The sequence below is a fragment of the Kitasatospora sp. NPDC127035 genome (assembly GCF_042726075.1).
GTDB lineage: Bacteria > Actinomycetota > Actinomycetes > Streptomycetales > Streptomycetaceae > Kitasatospora.
Map to the genome: position 1 here is coordinate 102,671 of NZ_JBHXDN010000002.1, position 13,150 is coordinate 115,820.

12 protein-coding genes and 1 riboswitch are annotated in these 13,150 nt (G+C 72.6%); of the genes, 10 read left to right on the plus strand and 2 right to left on the minus strand.

Features of this window, described 5'->3' with window-relative positions; all coding sequences use genetic code 11:
* Positions 1-4 precede the first annotated feature (4 nt).
* Positions 5-101: riboswitch (ZMP/ZTP riboswitch) on the minus strand.
* A 306-nt stretch (positions 102-407) separates the two neighbouring features.
* From ACFWIC_RS01475 to ACFWIC_RS01515, 9 genes are all read left to right on the plus strand, one after another.
* The gene (locus ACFWIC_RS01475) at positions 408-1,448 is read left to right on the plus strand and encodes an ABC transporter permease (protein ID WP_329880335.1); all 1,041 of its coding nucleotides are present in this window, start codon (positions 408-410) and stop codon (positions 1,446-1,448) included.
* Between the two features lie 113 nt (positions 1,449-1,561).
* A complete protein-coding gene (locus tag ACFWIC_RS01480; RefSeq protein ID WP_329880337.1) occupies positions 1,562-3,313 on the plus strand; it encodes an ABC transporter substrate-binding protein in 1,752 nt (583 codons plus the stop codon).
* A gap of 97 nt (positions 3,314-3,410) precedes the next feature.
* On the plus strand, positions 3,411-4,403 hold the full coding sequence (locus ACFWIC_RS01485) for an ABC transporter permease (RefSeq protein WP_329880339.1): 993 nt from the start codon (positions 3,411-3,413) through the stop codon (positions 4,401-4,403).
* Positions 4,404-4,434: 31 nt separating this feature from the next.
* Complete coding sequence (locus tag ACFWIC_RS01490) at positions 4,435-6,234, plus strand: dipeptide ABC transporter ATP-binding protein (RefSeq protein ID WP_380514822.1); 1,800 nt, start codon at positions 4,435-4,437, stop codon at positions 6,232-6,234.
* Positions 6,235-6,341: 107 nt separating this feature from the next.
* Positions 6,342-6,863: a hypothetical protein gene (locus tag ACFWIC_RS01495; protein ID WP_380514825.1), complete on the plus strand. Its 522-nt coding sequence runs from the start codon at positions 6,342-6,344 to the stop codon at positions 6,861-6,863.
* Positions 6,864-7,089: 226 nt separating this feature from the next.
* Entirely contained in the window at positions 7,090-7,653 is a 564-nt protein-coding gene (locus tag ACFWIC_RS01500; RefSeq protein WP_329880345.1) for an EF-hand domain-containing protein, read from the plus strand.
* Between the two features lie 54 nt (positions 7,654-7,707).
* Positions 7,708-8,340, plus strand: a complete 633-nt coding sequence (locus tag ACFWIC_RS01505; protein ID WP_329948834.1) for an AAA family ATPase — start codon at positions 7,708-7,710, stop codon at positions 8,338-8,340.
* Between the two features lie 122 nt (positions 8,341-8,462).
* Complete coding sequence (locus ACFWIC_RS01510; RefSeq protein ID WP_380361949.1) at positions 8,463-9,014, plus strand: AAA family ATPase; 552 nt, start codon at positions 8,463-8,465, stop codon at positions 9,012-9,014.
* A gap of 156 nt (positions 9,015-9,170) precedes the next feature.
* Complete coding sequence (locus ACFWIC_RS01515) at positions 9,171-9,752, plus strand: dihydrofolate reductase family protein (RefSeq protein WP_380514829.1); 582 nt, start codon at positions 9,171-9,173, stop codon at positions 9,750-9,752.
* Here the strand turns inward: ACFWIC_RS01515 and ACFWIC_RS01520 are convergent.
* Positions 9,730-10,761, minus strand: coding sequence for an EamA family transporter (locus ACFWIC_RS01520; RefSeq protein ID WP_329948837.1), 1,032 nt, complete (start codon positions 10,759-10,761; stop codon positions 9,730-9,732). The genes ACFWIC_RS01515 and ACFWIC_RS01520 overlap by 23 nt on opposite strands.
* A 331-nt stretch (positions 10,762-11,092) precedes the next feature.
* Here ACFWIC_RS01520 and ACFWIC_RS01525 point away from each other — a divergent pair, with 331 nt between their 5' ends.
* The gene (locus tag ACFWIC_RS01525) at positions 11,093-11,527 is read left to right on the plus strand and encodes a gamma-glutamylcyclotransferase family protein (protein ID WP_380514832.1); all 435 of its coding nucleotides are present in this window, start codon (positions 11,093-11,095) and stop codon (positions 11,525-11,527) included.
* A 94-nt stretch (positions 11,528-11,621) separates the two neighbouring features.
* Here ACFWIC_RS01525 and ACFWIC_RS01530 read toward each other — a convergent pair whose 3' ends face one another.
* Positions 11,622-13,082 (minus strand): catalase, encoded by a 1,461-nt coding sequence (locus ACFWIC_RS01530; RefSeq protein ID WP_380514835.1) that lies wholly within the window; start codon positions 13,080-13,082, stop codon positions 11,622-11,624.
* Between the last annotated feature and the right edge of the window lie 68 nt (positions 13,083-13,150).

The window sequence follows — 13,150 nt, forward strand, 5'->3', positions numbered from 1 at the left end:
AGGTTCGGGGGGCCCAGGCGCTCGGCGACTTGACGTGATTCGGCACGGGGCCGCTTCCCGATGGTCGATTCCATCCGTGCGCGCCAGTCGCGGCCCGCCGGAATCGTATCAACGCCGCCGCTCCTGTGTCGGAGATCTCAAAATGCGGGACGACAGCGGACATGACATGACTTTTGTCCACGTATGTCCGTTCTACTGCTACGGCAGTATTGCGGCGGAATGAAGCCGCCGTCATTCCCGCAACAAAGCCGACGACAGGCCCGGGGAATGATTTGCGGAACTCCCTCGGTATCCGATCTGATGGCGCTCGGCGGCCCACCGGGAAACCCCCGGACCGGCCGCCCGGAAATGCACGTCAGCGCACCCTCACCCACGGGGCGGCGGAGAATTCGGGGAGTACGCCTCTCATGGCAGTGGTCGAACCAGTCGCAGGGCCCGCCGCGGAGCCGGCCCCCCGGACGCCACCCACGGCGCCCACCCGGTCGGGCTCCCAGGATCCCGGTCCGGCGCCGGACCGGGCGCCCGCCCCCGCGAGCCTGCTGCGGCGCGTCTGCCGCGACCGCACGGGAGCCGTCTCCCTCGCCGTCGTCCTCCTCTTCCTCCTGCTCGCCGTCGCGGCCCCGCTGATCGCCGCGCTGTACGGCAAGAACCCGACCGAGCACTACGGCCAGAACACTCCCGGCCTGCTCAGCGACGGTGGCCTGCCGGTCGCGCCCAACGGCGGCATCTCCGGGGAGTTCTGGTTCGGCCTGGAGCCCGGTCTCGGCCGCGACGTGCTCACCCAGCTGCTCTACGGCATCCGCACCTCGCTGCTGATCGCCTTCGTCGCGGCCGCCGTCACCACCACCCTCGGGGTGCTGGCCGGGGTCGCGGTGGGCTACCTCGGCGGGATCACCGACCGGCTGTTCGGCTTCCTCTCCAACGTCCTGCTGGCGTTCCCGACGCTGCTCCTGCTGCTCGCGATCAGCCCGGTGATCCAGTCCCGGCTGGTCGATCCCGGCACCGCGGAACCCGACTGGATGCAGTTCCTCGTCCTCATCCTGGTGTTCTCCGCGTTCGGCTGGATTCCGCTGGCGCTTTCCCTTCGCGCCACCGTCAGGTCGCTCCGGGAAAGGGATTTCGTGCAGTCCGCACGGGCGATGGGAGCGAGCGGATTCCATATCGTCTTCCGTGAACTCCTGCCGAATGTCCGGGCGCAGCTGCTGGTGCACGCCACCATGGCGGTGCCGACGTTCGTCGCCTCCGAGGCGGTGCTGTCGTTCCTCGGCGTCGGGATCAACGAGCCGATCCCGGACTGGGGCCGGATGATCTCCCGCGGCTCCGAGGTCTTCCAGGCCGATCCGACGTACATGTTCTTCCCCGGCATCGCGCTGCTGCTGTTCGTCCTCGCCTTCAACCTGCTCGGCGACGCCGTCCGGGACGCGCTGGACCCGCGCAGCGCCCGCTGAGGCGGCCGGTCCCCGACCGCTCGCCGCCGGCCGTCCGGCCCTCCCCGACCTTCCTCCCTTCTTTCGCCGTTCACCTATCCGCCCCGGGCCCCCGGGGCAAGGAGAGATTCGCCATGCGCTGGATCAGACCGTCCCTCGCCGTCGTCGCGACCGCCCTGCTGGCGACCTCCTGCTCGGCCGGCGCGGGCTCCACCTCCACCGGCACCGCCGCCTCGCCGAAGGACACCTCGCCGCTGACCGCCGCGCTCGGCACCGAGAAGGAGAGCGCCGGACCGGCCCCCGCCGTGCCCGGTGCCCGCGCGGGCGGCACGGTGAACGTCTACAACGCGACCGACTTCCGCCACCTCGACCCGCAGAAGGTGTACGCGGGCGCCGCCTACAACACCTCGCTGCTCTGGGGCCGCCAGCTCACCCAGTACCAGGTGGTGGACGGCAAGGCGAAGCTGGTCGGCGACCTCGCCACCGACACCGGCACCCCCGCCGACGGCGGCCGCACCTGGACGTACAGGCTGAAGGAGGGCGTGGCCTGGGAGGACGGCCAGCCGATCACCTCCCAGCAGGTCAAGTACGGCATCCAGCGCAGCTTCGGCAAGGGCTACGAGGTCGGCCCGCCGTACTGGCCGCAGTGGCTCACCGGCGAGGCGAGCTACGACGACGCCCGCAAGAAGTACGGCGGCCCGCAGGACGGCGACCTCGCCGCGATCGAGACGCCGGACGACCGCACCATCGTCTTCCACTTCCCGCAGCCGCAGGCCGACGTGCCCTACATGGCCGCCCAGTCCTCCTCGTCCCCGGTGCGCAAGGACAAGGACACCGGCACGGACTACGACCGGCTGCCGTACTCCAGCGGCCCGTACCGGATCGTCGAGCACGTCCAGAACACCCGCCTGGTCCTGGAGCGCAACCCGCACTGGAAGCCGGAGAGCGACCCGATCCGCAACCAGTACCCGGAGAAGTTCGTCTTCACGTTCGGCAAGGAAGCGCTCAACATCAACCAGGAGATCCTCTCCGGGCGCGACGGCGGAGCGGACGCGACCACGGTCGCCACCCAGCTCTCCCCCGAGCTGTACCAGACCGTGGACACCGACCCGAAGGCCAAGGAACTGGTCGTCTCGGGCCGGCAGGGCGCCTTCGTCACCCAGCTCGTGATCAACAACGAGCGGGTGGCCGACGTCGAGGTCCGCAGGGCCCTCCACCTCGCCTACCCGCGCCAGCAGGCCCGCCAGGTGCAGGGCGGCACCCGGGCCGGCGAACTCGCCACCACGCTCAGCTCCCCCGCGCTCGTCGACTGGCAGAAGTACGACCTGGACCCGGCCAAGCCGGAGGGCGACCCGGACGCCGCCAAGGCCACCCTCGCCAAGGCCAAGCAGGCCCCCGCCTCGCTCACCTACGCGTACGCCAACACGCCCAACGGGCAGCGGGTCGCCCAGGTCCTGGTCGACGGCTTCGCCAAGGCCGGCATCACCGTCGTGCCCAAGCCGATCGACCCCAAGGCGCTGCTGGACGAGACGCACCGCGCCGACTCCCCCTACGACCTGTGGGAGGAGACCAGCTCGGTCGACTGGCCGACGCCCTCCACGCTGATCCCGTTCTCCTTCGACGGCCGCGCCAACAGCGACCTCAACTCCGCCCGCTACCGCAACGCCGAGGTCGACAAGGAGATCGACCGGATCAACCAGATCGGCGAGCCGCGCCAGAAGGCCAAGGAGCTGTACGCGCTGGAGCAGACCGTGATGAAGGAGCTGCCGGTCCTGCCGTTCGCCTACCCGAACATGAACCAGCTGCGCGGCGCCAACGTCGGCGGGACGTTCATCCACCCGATCTACGGCTCGGTCAGCCTGGCCTGGGTCTACCTGAAGTCCTGACGCCCCGAAGTCCCCGGCGGCCCCGCCCGCCGCGCCGTGCACCGCACGCGCGGGCGGGGCCGCCCACCCCGACGCCCTCTGATTCGGACCGGCCACCATGCTCTCCTTCGCCCTGCGGCGGATCCTCCAGGCGATCGCCGTCCTGGCCGCGGTCTCCGCCGCCGCCTTCGTCCTCTTCTACGCCGCCCCCGCCGACCCGGCCCGCGCCGCCTGCGGTCCGCGCTGCGACACCGGCCAGGTCGCGGCGGTCCGTTCGAGCATGGGCCTGGACCAGCCGCTCCTCGCCCAGTACACCGACTACCTGGCCGGGGTCGTCGCCGGCCGGGACATCAAGGACGTCGACGGTTCGGTCATCCACTGCGACGCGCCATGCCTCGGCTACTCCTACCGGCTGCACCAGCCGGTCACCGAGGCTCTGGTCGACCACCTGCCCGTCACCGTCTCGCTGGCCGTCGGCGCCTTCGCGTTCCTGCTGCTGTTCGGGCTCGGCACCGGCTTCGTCGCCGCCCTGCGCCACGGCACCCGGACGGACAAGCTCCTCTCCGGCTTCACCCTGGTCGGCGCCAGCGTGCAGATCTACTTCCTCGGGTACGTCGCACAGTGGGGGCTGGTCTACACCAGCGGGCTGCTGCCGCTGCCCTCCTACACCCCGCCGGCCACCGACCCGGCCGCCTGGGCCGGCGGGATGCTGCTCCCCTGGCTCGTCCTCGGCTTCGTCAACTCGGCCGTGTTCGCCCGGCTCTCGCGCTCCCAGCTGCTGGAGACGATGAACGAGGAGTACGTCCGGACGGCGCGCGGCAAGGGCCTCGGCCGGCTCCGCGCCCACCTCAAGTACACCTCGCGCGGCGCGGCCGGACCGCTGGTGCAGCTGCTCGGCCTGGAGGCGGGCGCGCTGCTCGGCGGTGCGGTGATCACCGAGACGGTGTTCGGGCTGAACGGCATCGGCCGGTTCGCCATCGAGGCCGTCGAGGGGCAGGACCTGCCGGCCGTGGTCGGTGCGGTGCTGCTGGCCGCCTGCTTCGTCGTGCTCTTCGTCGCGCTGGCCGACCTCGTGGTGGCCTGGCTCGACCCGCGCATCCGCCTCAGCTGACCCCGCCCCGCCGTTCCTGGAGCCTGTCCCGATGACCGAGCCCGCCACCACCCCGGACCCCGCCGCCGCGGCCGCGTCCGCGTCGGCATCCGCCCCCGCCGAGGAGCCCGTGCTCCGCGTCCGCGACCTGTCCGTCTCCTTCGCCGACCCGCGCGGCGGCGCCCCCGTGGCCGCCGTACGCGGCCTCTCCTTCGACCTGGCCCGGGGCGAAGTGCTCGGTCTGGTGGGCGAGTCGGGCTCCGGCAAGTCCGTGACCGGACTCGCCGTGCTCGGCCTGCACGACCCGCGCACCACCACCGTCACCGGCTCGATCCGGCTGGGCGGGCAGGAGCTGGTGGGCGCCGAGGAGTCCGTGCTGCGCGAGGTGCGCGGCGGCCGGGTGGCGCTCGTCTTCCAGGACGCGCTCACCTCGCTCAGCCCGTTCCACGGGGTCGGTGCGCAGCTCGCCGAGATGTACCGGCTGCACCACCCCGGTGCCGGGCGCGCCGAGTCCGGGCGGCGGGCGGCCGAGATGCTGGACCGGGTCGGCATCCCGGGCACCCGGGTCCGCGACTACCCGCACCAGTTCTCGGGCGGCATGCGACAGCGCGTGATGATCGCGATGGCGCTGATGAACGACCCCGACGTGCTGATCGCCGACGAGCCGACCACCGCCCTCGACGCCCGCGTCCAGCGCCAGGTCCTCGACCTGCTCGGGGAGTTGCAGCGCGAACACGGCACGGCGGTGCTGCTGGTCAGCCACGACCTGGGTGTGGTCGCGGGCACGACGGACCGGACCCTGGTGCTGCGCGGGGGCGAGCAGGTGGAGACCGCCCCGACCGCGTCGCTGCTCGCCTCCCCCCGGCAGCCCTACACCCGGGCCCTGGTGGGCGCCGCGCTCACGCTGGACACGGTGCCGGGCACGCCGCTGCCGACGGTCGACGACCCGTCGCCCTCGTTCTCCTTCGCCGGGCGCGACGGTTCCGGCGCCGACACCGGAGCCCGTGCCCGTGCCGGAGCCGGTGCTCCCCAGGACGCTCCCGGCGGTTCACCCGGCGGGGCCGCGCGGGACGGTCGATGGCTGGTCGAGGTCGAGGACCTCGCCGTGCACTTCCCCGGCCGCCGCCGCTTCCCCGGCCGCCGGGCCGAACCCGTCCGGGCGGTCGAGGGGGTCAGCCTGCGGATCGCCCCCGGCGAGACCCTCGGACTGGTCGGCGAGTCCGGCTCCGGCAAGTCCACCACCTCCCGCGTCCTGGCCGGCCTCCAGCCCGTCACCGGCGGGACCGTGCGGTACGACGGCGTGGACGCCACCGCCCCGGACCGGGCACTCCGACGGCGCCTCAGCAAGGAGATCCAGCTGGTCTTCCAGGATCCGTACGCCTCGCTCAACCCGCGCCGTACGATCGCCCAGACCCTGGACACCCCGCTGAGCCTGCACACCGCGCTGACCCCGGCGGAACGCCGCGACCGGTCCGCCGAACTGCTGGAACAGGTCGGCCTGCCGTCCTCGCACCTGGACCGCTACCCGCACGAGTTCTCCGGCGGCCAGCGCCAGCGGATCGGCATCGCCCGCGCGCTCGCCCCCGAACCCCGGCTGATCATCGCCGACGAACCGGTCTCCGCACTGGACGTCTCGGTCCAGGCCCAGGTGCTCAACCTGCTGATGGAGCTGCGCGAACGGCTCGACGTCGCCTTCCTGTTCGTCTCCCACGACCTCGCGGTGGTCCGGCACTTCTGCGACCGGGTGGCCGTGATGCACCGGGGCCGGCTGGTCGAGTCCACCGACCGGGACCAGCTGTTCGCCGCCCCGCACACCGAGTACACCCGGGAGCTGCTGGCAGCCGCGCACTGAGGCCCGGCCGGCGCCCCTTCCCGCCGTGTCGGTTCCGGCACCCCGGTACCGCTCCGTCTACGATCGATCACCGGCAGTGACCCGCGCGTCCCCAAGAAGGGGTTCCGATGAGCCTAGTCCGCCAATCCGCCACCCTCCTCTACCTGTTGGGCCGCCTCCATCCCGAGGCGATCGACGGCATCACCCCGCACCTGCCCGTCCTGGGCCCCACCCGGCACGTGCACCTCGCCAACAGCGGCGGCGGGCCCGTGACCCTCAACCCGCAACCGATCCCGCCGGGCGCCGCCGAGCTGCGGCTCGCCGTCTCCGGCACCGTCAACGCGGTGGCCAACGCCGCCATCACCGCCCGCCTCTCCGGTGGCAACGTGCGGAACATCCTCACCGAGGTCGGTGACGACTGGTGCGGCACCCCGCACGGCAGGATCCCGTGGCCGAAGCACTGGCCGCTGCCCTGGCCGCCCGGGGAGCCCTACCCGATCGACCCCGCGTACGCCACCCCGGCCGTCCAGGCCCAGGCCGCGCTGGCCTTCCAGTCCTACGCCGGGGGCGTCGCCGACGAGGAACTCGGCTCCGCCTTCGGCGACCTGGCGGAACGACTGGCGGACGCGGCGCTCCGGAGCGCGGGCTGAGGACGCGCTCCCGCCCGGGACGGTCGGCGGCGAGGAGCGTGCGGCACACCCGTGTCGCGCCGCTCGCCGCCGACGGCCGCCACCGGGCCGGCAGGGGCGGCGGGTCCGGCAGGGGCGGCCGGGACGGGAGGCGGGGGCGGGAGGCGGTTGCCGGCTTCGGCTGCGCGACGGCGCGGCGGCGGGTTAGCGTGCAGACTTCGGAGCGATCACCAACCGAGGGGGCACCGTGTCGGAGGAACTGCTGGTCGCCAAGATCAACCACGGCTTCGACCATCTGGACGCCGACGGGGACGGCCTGCTGACCGAGCGCGACCACGTCCTGATGGGGCATGCGGTGGCCCGGTCGCTCGGCCACGCCGAGGGGTCGGCGACGGAGGAACGGATCGTCGGCGCCTACCTGGCCATCTGGCGCGACCTGCACCTCGCCCACCTACCGGAGGGCACCACGGCGGTCACCCGGGAGCAGTTCACCGCCTCGACCCTCTCGGTCGCCGACGACCCGGCCGCCGCACGGGCCGTCTTCGGGACGCTGGCCGAGGCGTTCCTGGCCGTCGCCGACGTGGACGGCAGCGGGACCGTCGACGCCGGCGAGTTCTTCGTCTTCCAGCGGGGCCACTTCTCCGCGCTCTCCCGCGACGACGCGGACGAGGCGTTCCGCCGGCTCGACCTGGACGGTGACGGGCGGCTCTCCGCCGCCGAATTCGTCTCCGGCATCGTCGAGTTCTGGACCAGTCGCGACCCCGACGCGCCCGGCAACTGGTGGGCCGGCAAGCCGTCCGCACTGTTCTGACCGACCCGGGCGGGTCGGCCGGGGGCGCGGGCGTCCCGGCGTAGGCTGGTCGGCATGCTCCTGTGGATCAACGGCCCGTTCGGCGGCGGCAAGACCCAGGTGTCGCACGAGCTGCGGCGACGGCTGCCCGGCAGCGTGGTCTGCGACCCCGAGGAGGTCGGCTTCGGGCTGCACCGGATGACCCCCCGGCCACTGCGGGGAGACTTCCAGGACCTGCCCGCCTGGCGCCAGGGCGTGTACGAGGTGCTCGACCGCACGCTCGGCCACCACCGGGGCACGGTGATCGCGCCGATGACGGTCACCGAGCCCGCCTACCTCGCCGAGACCGTGGGCCGGCTGCGCGAACGAGGCCACGACGTCCGGCACTTCGCCCTCCTGGCCGAACGGGAGGAGGTGCTGCGACGGCTGCGCGAACGCGGGGCCGGGCACGCCGTGCGGCTGGTCGCCGGGAAGGACGCGCCACTGCGCCGGGAGAGCTTCGCGGTGTCGCGGCTCGACCACTGCCTGGACCGCCTCAGCCGCGACGAGTTCGGCGAACACGTCCGGACCGACCGCCTCACCGTGCCCCAGGTGGCCGAACACCTCGCCGCGGCAGCCGGGTTGACACTCACGCCGAACACCGACGGCCCGCTGCGCGGGCGCCTTCGACGCGCCCTGGTCGGGGTCCGGCACATCCGGTTCGTCTGAGCGGACGGCGGCCCGGCAGCGGCGACCGGTCGACCGGCGGCACGAGCCCCACGGACGGCACCGGCGGCACGGACGGAACGGACGGAGCGAACAGGGGAAGAGAAGGAAAGACGGGGGAAGACGTGCGTCGTTACATCCTCACCGGCACACCGGGCGCCGGAAAGACCACCCTGCTGGCAGAGTTGGCCCGCCGCGGCTACTCCGTCACGGCGGAGGCCGCCACCGACGTGATCGCCCGCCGGCAGGCCGCCGGGGATCCGGAGCCGTGGACGCGGGCCGGTTTCGTCGACGAGGTCGTCACCCTGCAGCGCGAGCGGGCGGCGACGGCGACGGCGCCCGGGGAGGTCCGGTTCCACGACCGGTCCCCGGTCTGCACCGAGGCCTTGCGCACCTTCCTCGGCCGCCCCGCGTCCCCCGCGCTCACCGCCGAGCTGCGGCGCATCGGCGACGAACACGTCTACCGGAGCGAGGTGTTCTTCGTCCGCAACCTCGGCTTCGTCGAGCCGACGGCCGCCCGGCGGATCTCCTTCGAGGACGCGCTGACCTTCGAGCGGCTGCACGAGCGGGCCTACCGGGCGCACGGCTACCGGCTGATCGACGTCCCGGCAGCCGGGGTGGCCGAGCGGGCGGACCTGATCGAGGCGGTCCTCGCGCGCACCGCGCCGCACCGGTGAGGGCGAGCCACGGGACGAGGTGAGGGAGGGGACGGCGGACGCGGTCACGGGTCGGAGACCAGCTCCTTCCCGGATCCCCCTTGCAACCACTACGGCCGGAGTACTATAACTGTCGTGGTCAGGGCGCGAGGCCCTCACCGAAACCCAAGGACGTGCATGCGCAAGCTCACCTACTACGTCGGCGCCACCCTCGACGGCTTCATCGCCGCGCCGGACGGCGACTTCGAGGTCCTCATGCAGTACGTCTCCGGCGACTTCCTCTCCTTCATGGTCGGCGAGTTCCCCGAGACCCTGCCCACGCCGGGCCGCACCGCACTGGGCGCGGCGGACGCTCCCAACAGGCGCTTCGACACCGTGCTCATGGGTCGCGGCACGTACGAACCGGGGCTGCCCCTCGGGCTCGCCAACCCCTACGCCCACCTGCGACAGCTGGTCTTCTCCCGCTCCCTGACGCAGAGCCCCGACCCCGCGGTCGAGGTCACGGCCGCCGACCCGCTGGCCCGGGTCCGCGCACTCAAGCAGGAGGACGGCCTCGGCATATGGCTGTGCGGGGGCGCCGATCTGGCCGGACAACTCCTCCCCGAGATCGACGAGTTGATCGTCAAGCAGTACCCGGTCGTGACCGGCTCGGGCATTCCGATGTTCCGCGCGGGCTTCGCGCCGCACACCTTCCGACTCGAAGCGTCCCGCACCTTCGACAACGGGGTCGCCGTCCTCACTTACGCGAAGTCCGACTGACGCTCACCACCAGGCAGACACCCACGACCACGATCGCCCCACCCAGCAGGGTGGGGCCGGTCAGTGGCTCGGCCAGCACCAGCCAGCCGAGCAGCACCGCCACCACCGGGTTCACGTAGGCGTAGGTGGCGACCAGGGTCAGCGGCGCCGAGCGCAACAGCCACGCGTACGCGGTGTAGGCGACCAGCGAGCCGAACACGACCAGGAACCCGAGTGCCAGCCAGGACCGCCCGGAGACCTCGCCCAGGTCGAGCCCGTGCTGCTCACCGCGCACCAGTCCTATCAGCAGGTTGCCGAGCCCGCCGGCGAGCATCTGGTAGGCACTCGCGGCGAAGACGTTGCCGGGCATCCGGATCCGCTTCGCGGCGAACGACCCGAACGCCCAGGTGACCGTGCCGCAGACCACCGCGATCACGCCGCCGATCGCGATGTCGCCGCCGATCGCGGGCGCCGAGAGCACCCCCAGCCCGACCAGTCCGAACAGGACGCCGGCCAGTTCCACCGGCTTGGGCCGGTGGCCGTCCGCCGCCGTCAACAGGACCATCCACAGCGGCACCACGGCCACCACCAGCGCGGCCAGACCGGACGGGATCGAGTTCTCGCCGAGCACCACCAGGCCGTTCCCGCCGGTCAGCAGCAGCCCGCCGACCAGCGCGGAGGACCCCAGCTGCCGCAGGTCCACCCGGAGCCCCTCGCGCCCGTGGCGGAGCGCGACGAACCCGACGAGCAGCAGGCCGGCGGTCAGGAACCGCGCCGCGGCGGAGAGGAAGGACGGCATCGTCTCCAGCGCGATCCGGATCGCCAGGTACGTCGATCCCCACACCACGTACACGATCCCGAGGGCCACCCACACCTGCCCTCCCAACCGCGCCGCCGCGGGACCGGCACCGGCGGGGCCCGCGTCGACGGGGCCGGCGCCGGCGGGACGGGCATCGGCGGGTGCGGGTGCGGCACCGGCGGGTGCGGCGGCAGAGGCCGCGCCCGGCTTGCCTGCGACGGGTGCTGTCATGGGTGTCCCCCTAAGACGGTACTGGCGTTCACCCGCCATGACACCTCATCAGCCGACCTGGACGCCAGTGGGTATCACCGGACGATCGGCCACCGGGCACCGAAAGCAGCCCCATCCGGACAAACCCGGCACCGGACGGCAGCCGGCGGCGGGGTGACGGCAGAGCAGCGGACGAGGCTGCGGACGACGCAGCGGACGGAGGCCGACGGGCGGCGCGCGGACTCCGGACCACGAACGACGGCCGGGGGGTGGCGCCCGGCGGACGACGAGTGCTGGAATCTGTCACCCGCCGATGCCGTCCGTCGGCCGCCCGGTCCCGCAGGAGAGCCCCATGCCCACCACCCCGCCCGCCCCCGACCTCCCCTTCTTCGTCTACGGCACGCTCCGCCCCGGCGGGCGCAACCACGCCGTGTACCTGGCGGGCCGGTGCGCCGAGGTCCGCGGCGCGGTCCTGGAAGGAGCGGCCCTGCACGAGGGACCGGGGTTCCCCTACGCGGTACCGGACGCCGCGCCCGGGCGGCGGATCGTCGGCGAACTCGTCACGGTCCGCCGGGGCGCGTACCCGGAGGCGCTCACCGCCCTGGACCGCCTGGAGGACTGCCGGACGGACGGCACCGGGGAGTACGTCCGGGAGCGGCTGACCGTCCGGACCGCCGACGGCGGCACGGCGGAGGCGTGGGTGTACCTGGCCGGCCCGGACGTCGCCGCCCGGCTGCGCGCGCACCCCGCGCTGATCGTGTCCGGGGACTGGCTGCGGGCACGCTGAGGGCGCGGGCCCCGTCCTCGGCCCGCGCCCTCCCTCGCCGTCACGCCCTCAGGTCGTCACGCGCTCAGGTCGTCACGCCCTCGCACCTCGGGCGTCAGTCCTTGCCCACGCCCGAGGCGACCCGGTCGCCGAGCGCCTTGTCGACGTTGCGCCAGTACTGCACCGCCCGGTCCAGCACCGGATCGCTCACCCCGCCCTTGAGGTGCCCGACGATGTTGGAGACCAGCCGGTCGCGCTCCGCGTCGTCCAGCACCTTGCGGACCATCGTGCCCGCCTGACCCCAGTCGTCGTCCTCGGCGTGCAGCGAGTAGGCCTCGCGCACCATGTCGCCGGAGGTCTGCCAGCCGGCGGACGGATCGTCGTACACCTTCGGGTCCGCGGCCGGCCCGCCCTTGGAGTTGGGCGCGTACGGCGCCGCGGTACGGGCCGGGTCGAACCGCATCGGGCCGTCCTTGGCGTACGAGTGCACCGGGACGTGCGGCCGGTTCGGCGGCAGCTGCGCGTAGTTGGGACCGATCCGGTACCGGTGGGTGTCGGGGTAGGAGAAGATCCGGCCGAGCAGCATCTTGTCCGGCGAGACGCTGATCCCGGGCACCAGGTTGGCCGGTTCGAAGGCGGACTGCTCGATGTGGACGAAGTAGTCCTCGGGGTTGCGGTTCAGGGTCATCGTGCCGACCTTGACCAGGGGGTAGTCGCCGTGCGGCCAGACCTTGGTGAGGTCGAAGGGGTTGAACCGGTAACCGGGCGCATCGTCGAACGGCATCACCTGCACGTACAGCGTCCAGGACGGCGGGTTGCCCCCGTCGATCGCCTGCCAGAGGTCCTCGCGGTGCAGGTCCGGGTCGGAGCCGGCCAGCCGGTCGGCATCGGCCTGGGTGAGGAACTCGACGCCCTGGTCGGTCTTGAAGTGGTACTTCACCCAGAACCGCTCGCCACCGGAGTTGATCCACATGTAGGTGTGCGAGCCGTACCCGTTCATGTGCCGGTACGACTTCGGAAGGCCGCGGTCCCCCATCAGCCAGGTGACCATGTGGGCGGACTCCGGCGAGAGCGTCCAGAAGTCCCACTGCATGTCGTGGTCGCGCAGGCCGTTGTCCGTGCGCCGCTTCTGCGAGCGGATGAAGTCCTGGAACTTGATCGTGTCGCGGACGAAGAAGACCGGCGTGTTGTTGCCGACCAGGTCGTAGTTGCCGTCCTCGGTGTAGAACTTCAGCGCGAAGCCGCGCGGGTCGCGCCAGGTGTCCGGGCTGCCCTGCTCACCGGCGACGGTCGAGAACCGGGCCAGCATCTCCGTCCGCTTGCCCGGCTGGAACAACGTCGCCTTCGTGTAGCGGCTGACGTCCTCCGTCGTCTCGAAGACGCCGTACGCCCCGGACCCCTTCGCGTGCACCACCCGCTCCGGCACCCGTTCACGGTTGAACTGGGCCATCTTCTCGATCAGGTAGTGGTCGTGGAGCAGGATCGGGCCGTCCCTCCCCACCGTGAGCGAGTTGTCGTCGCTCGGCACCGGGATCCCGGCGTTGTTGGTGGTGTACGGGACCGCTGACTCGGACATGGTGCCCTCCGTTGCGTGCTGAGGTCCCCCCGGTCGACGCTAACCCCGCCCGGCAGGGCATGCACCCT

What these genes read in the sequence shown, in the direction of transcription:
- ACFWIC_RS01475 (WP_329880335.1), top strand. Translation starts at nt 408, where the DNA reads ATGGCAGTGGTCGAACCAGTCGCAGGGCCCGCCGCGGAGCCGGCCCCC.
- ACFWIC_RS01480 (WP_329880337.1), top strand. Translation starts at nt 1,562, where the DNA reads ATGCGCTGGATCAGACCGTCCCTCGCCGTCGTCGCGACCGCCCTGCTG.
- ACFWIC_RS01485 (WP_329880339.1), top strand. Translation starts at nt 3,411, where the DNA reads ATGCTCTCCTTCGCCCTGCGGCGGATCCTCCAGGCGATCGCCGTCCTG.
- ACFWIC_RS01490 (WP_380514822.1), top strand. Translation starts at nt 4,435, where the DNA reads ATGACCGAGCCCGCCACCACCCCGGACCCCGCCGCCGCGGCCGCGTCC.
- ACFWIC_RS01495 (WP_380514825.1), top strand. Translation starts at nt 6,342, where the DNA reads ATGAGCCTAGTCCGCCAATCCGCCACCCTCCTCTACCTGTTGGGCCGC.
- ACFWIC_RS01505 (WP_329948834.1), top strand. Translation starts at nt 7,708, where the DNA reads ATGCTCCTGTGGATCAACGGCCCGTTCGGCGGCGGCAAGACCCAGGTG.
- ACFWIC_RS01515 (WP_380514829.1), top strand. Translation starts at nt 9,171, where the DNA reads ATGCGCAAGCTCACCTACTACGTCGGCGCCACCCTCGACGGCTTCATC.
- ACFWIC_RS01520 (WP_329948837.1), bottom strand. Translation starts at nt 10,761, where the DNA reads ATGACAGCACCCGTCGCAGGCAAGCCGGGCGCGGCCTCTGCCGCCGCA.
- ACFWIC_RS01525 (WP_380514832.1), top strand. Translation starts at nt 11,093, where the DNA reads ATGCCCACCACCCCGCCCGCCCCCGACCTCCCCTTCTTCGTCTACGGC.
- ACFWIC_RS01530 (WP_380514835.1), bottom strand. Translation starts at nt 13,082, where the DNA reads ATGTCCGAGTCAGCGGTCCCGTACACCACCAACAACGCCGGGATCCCG.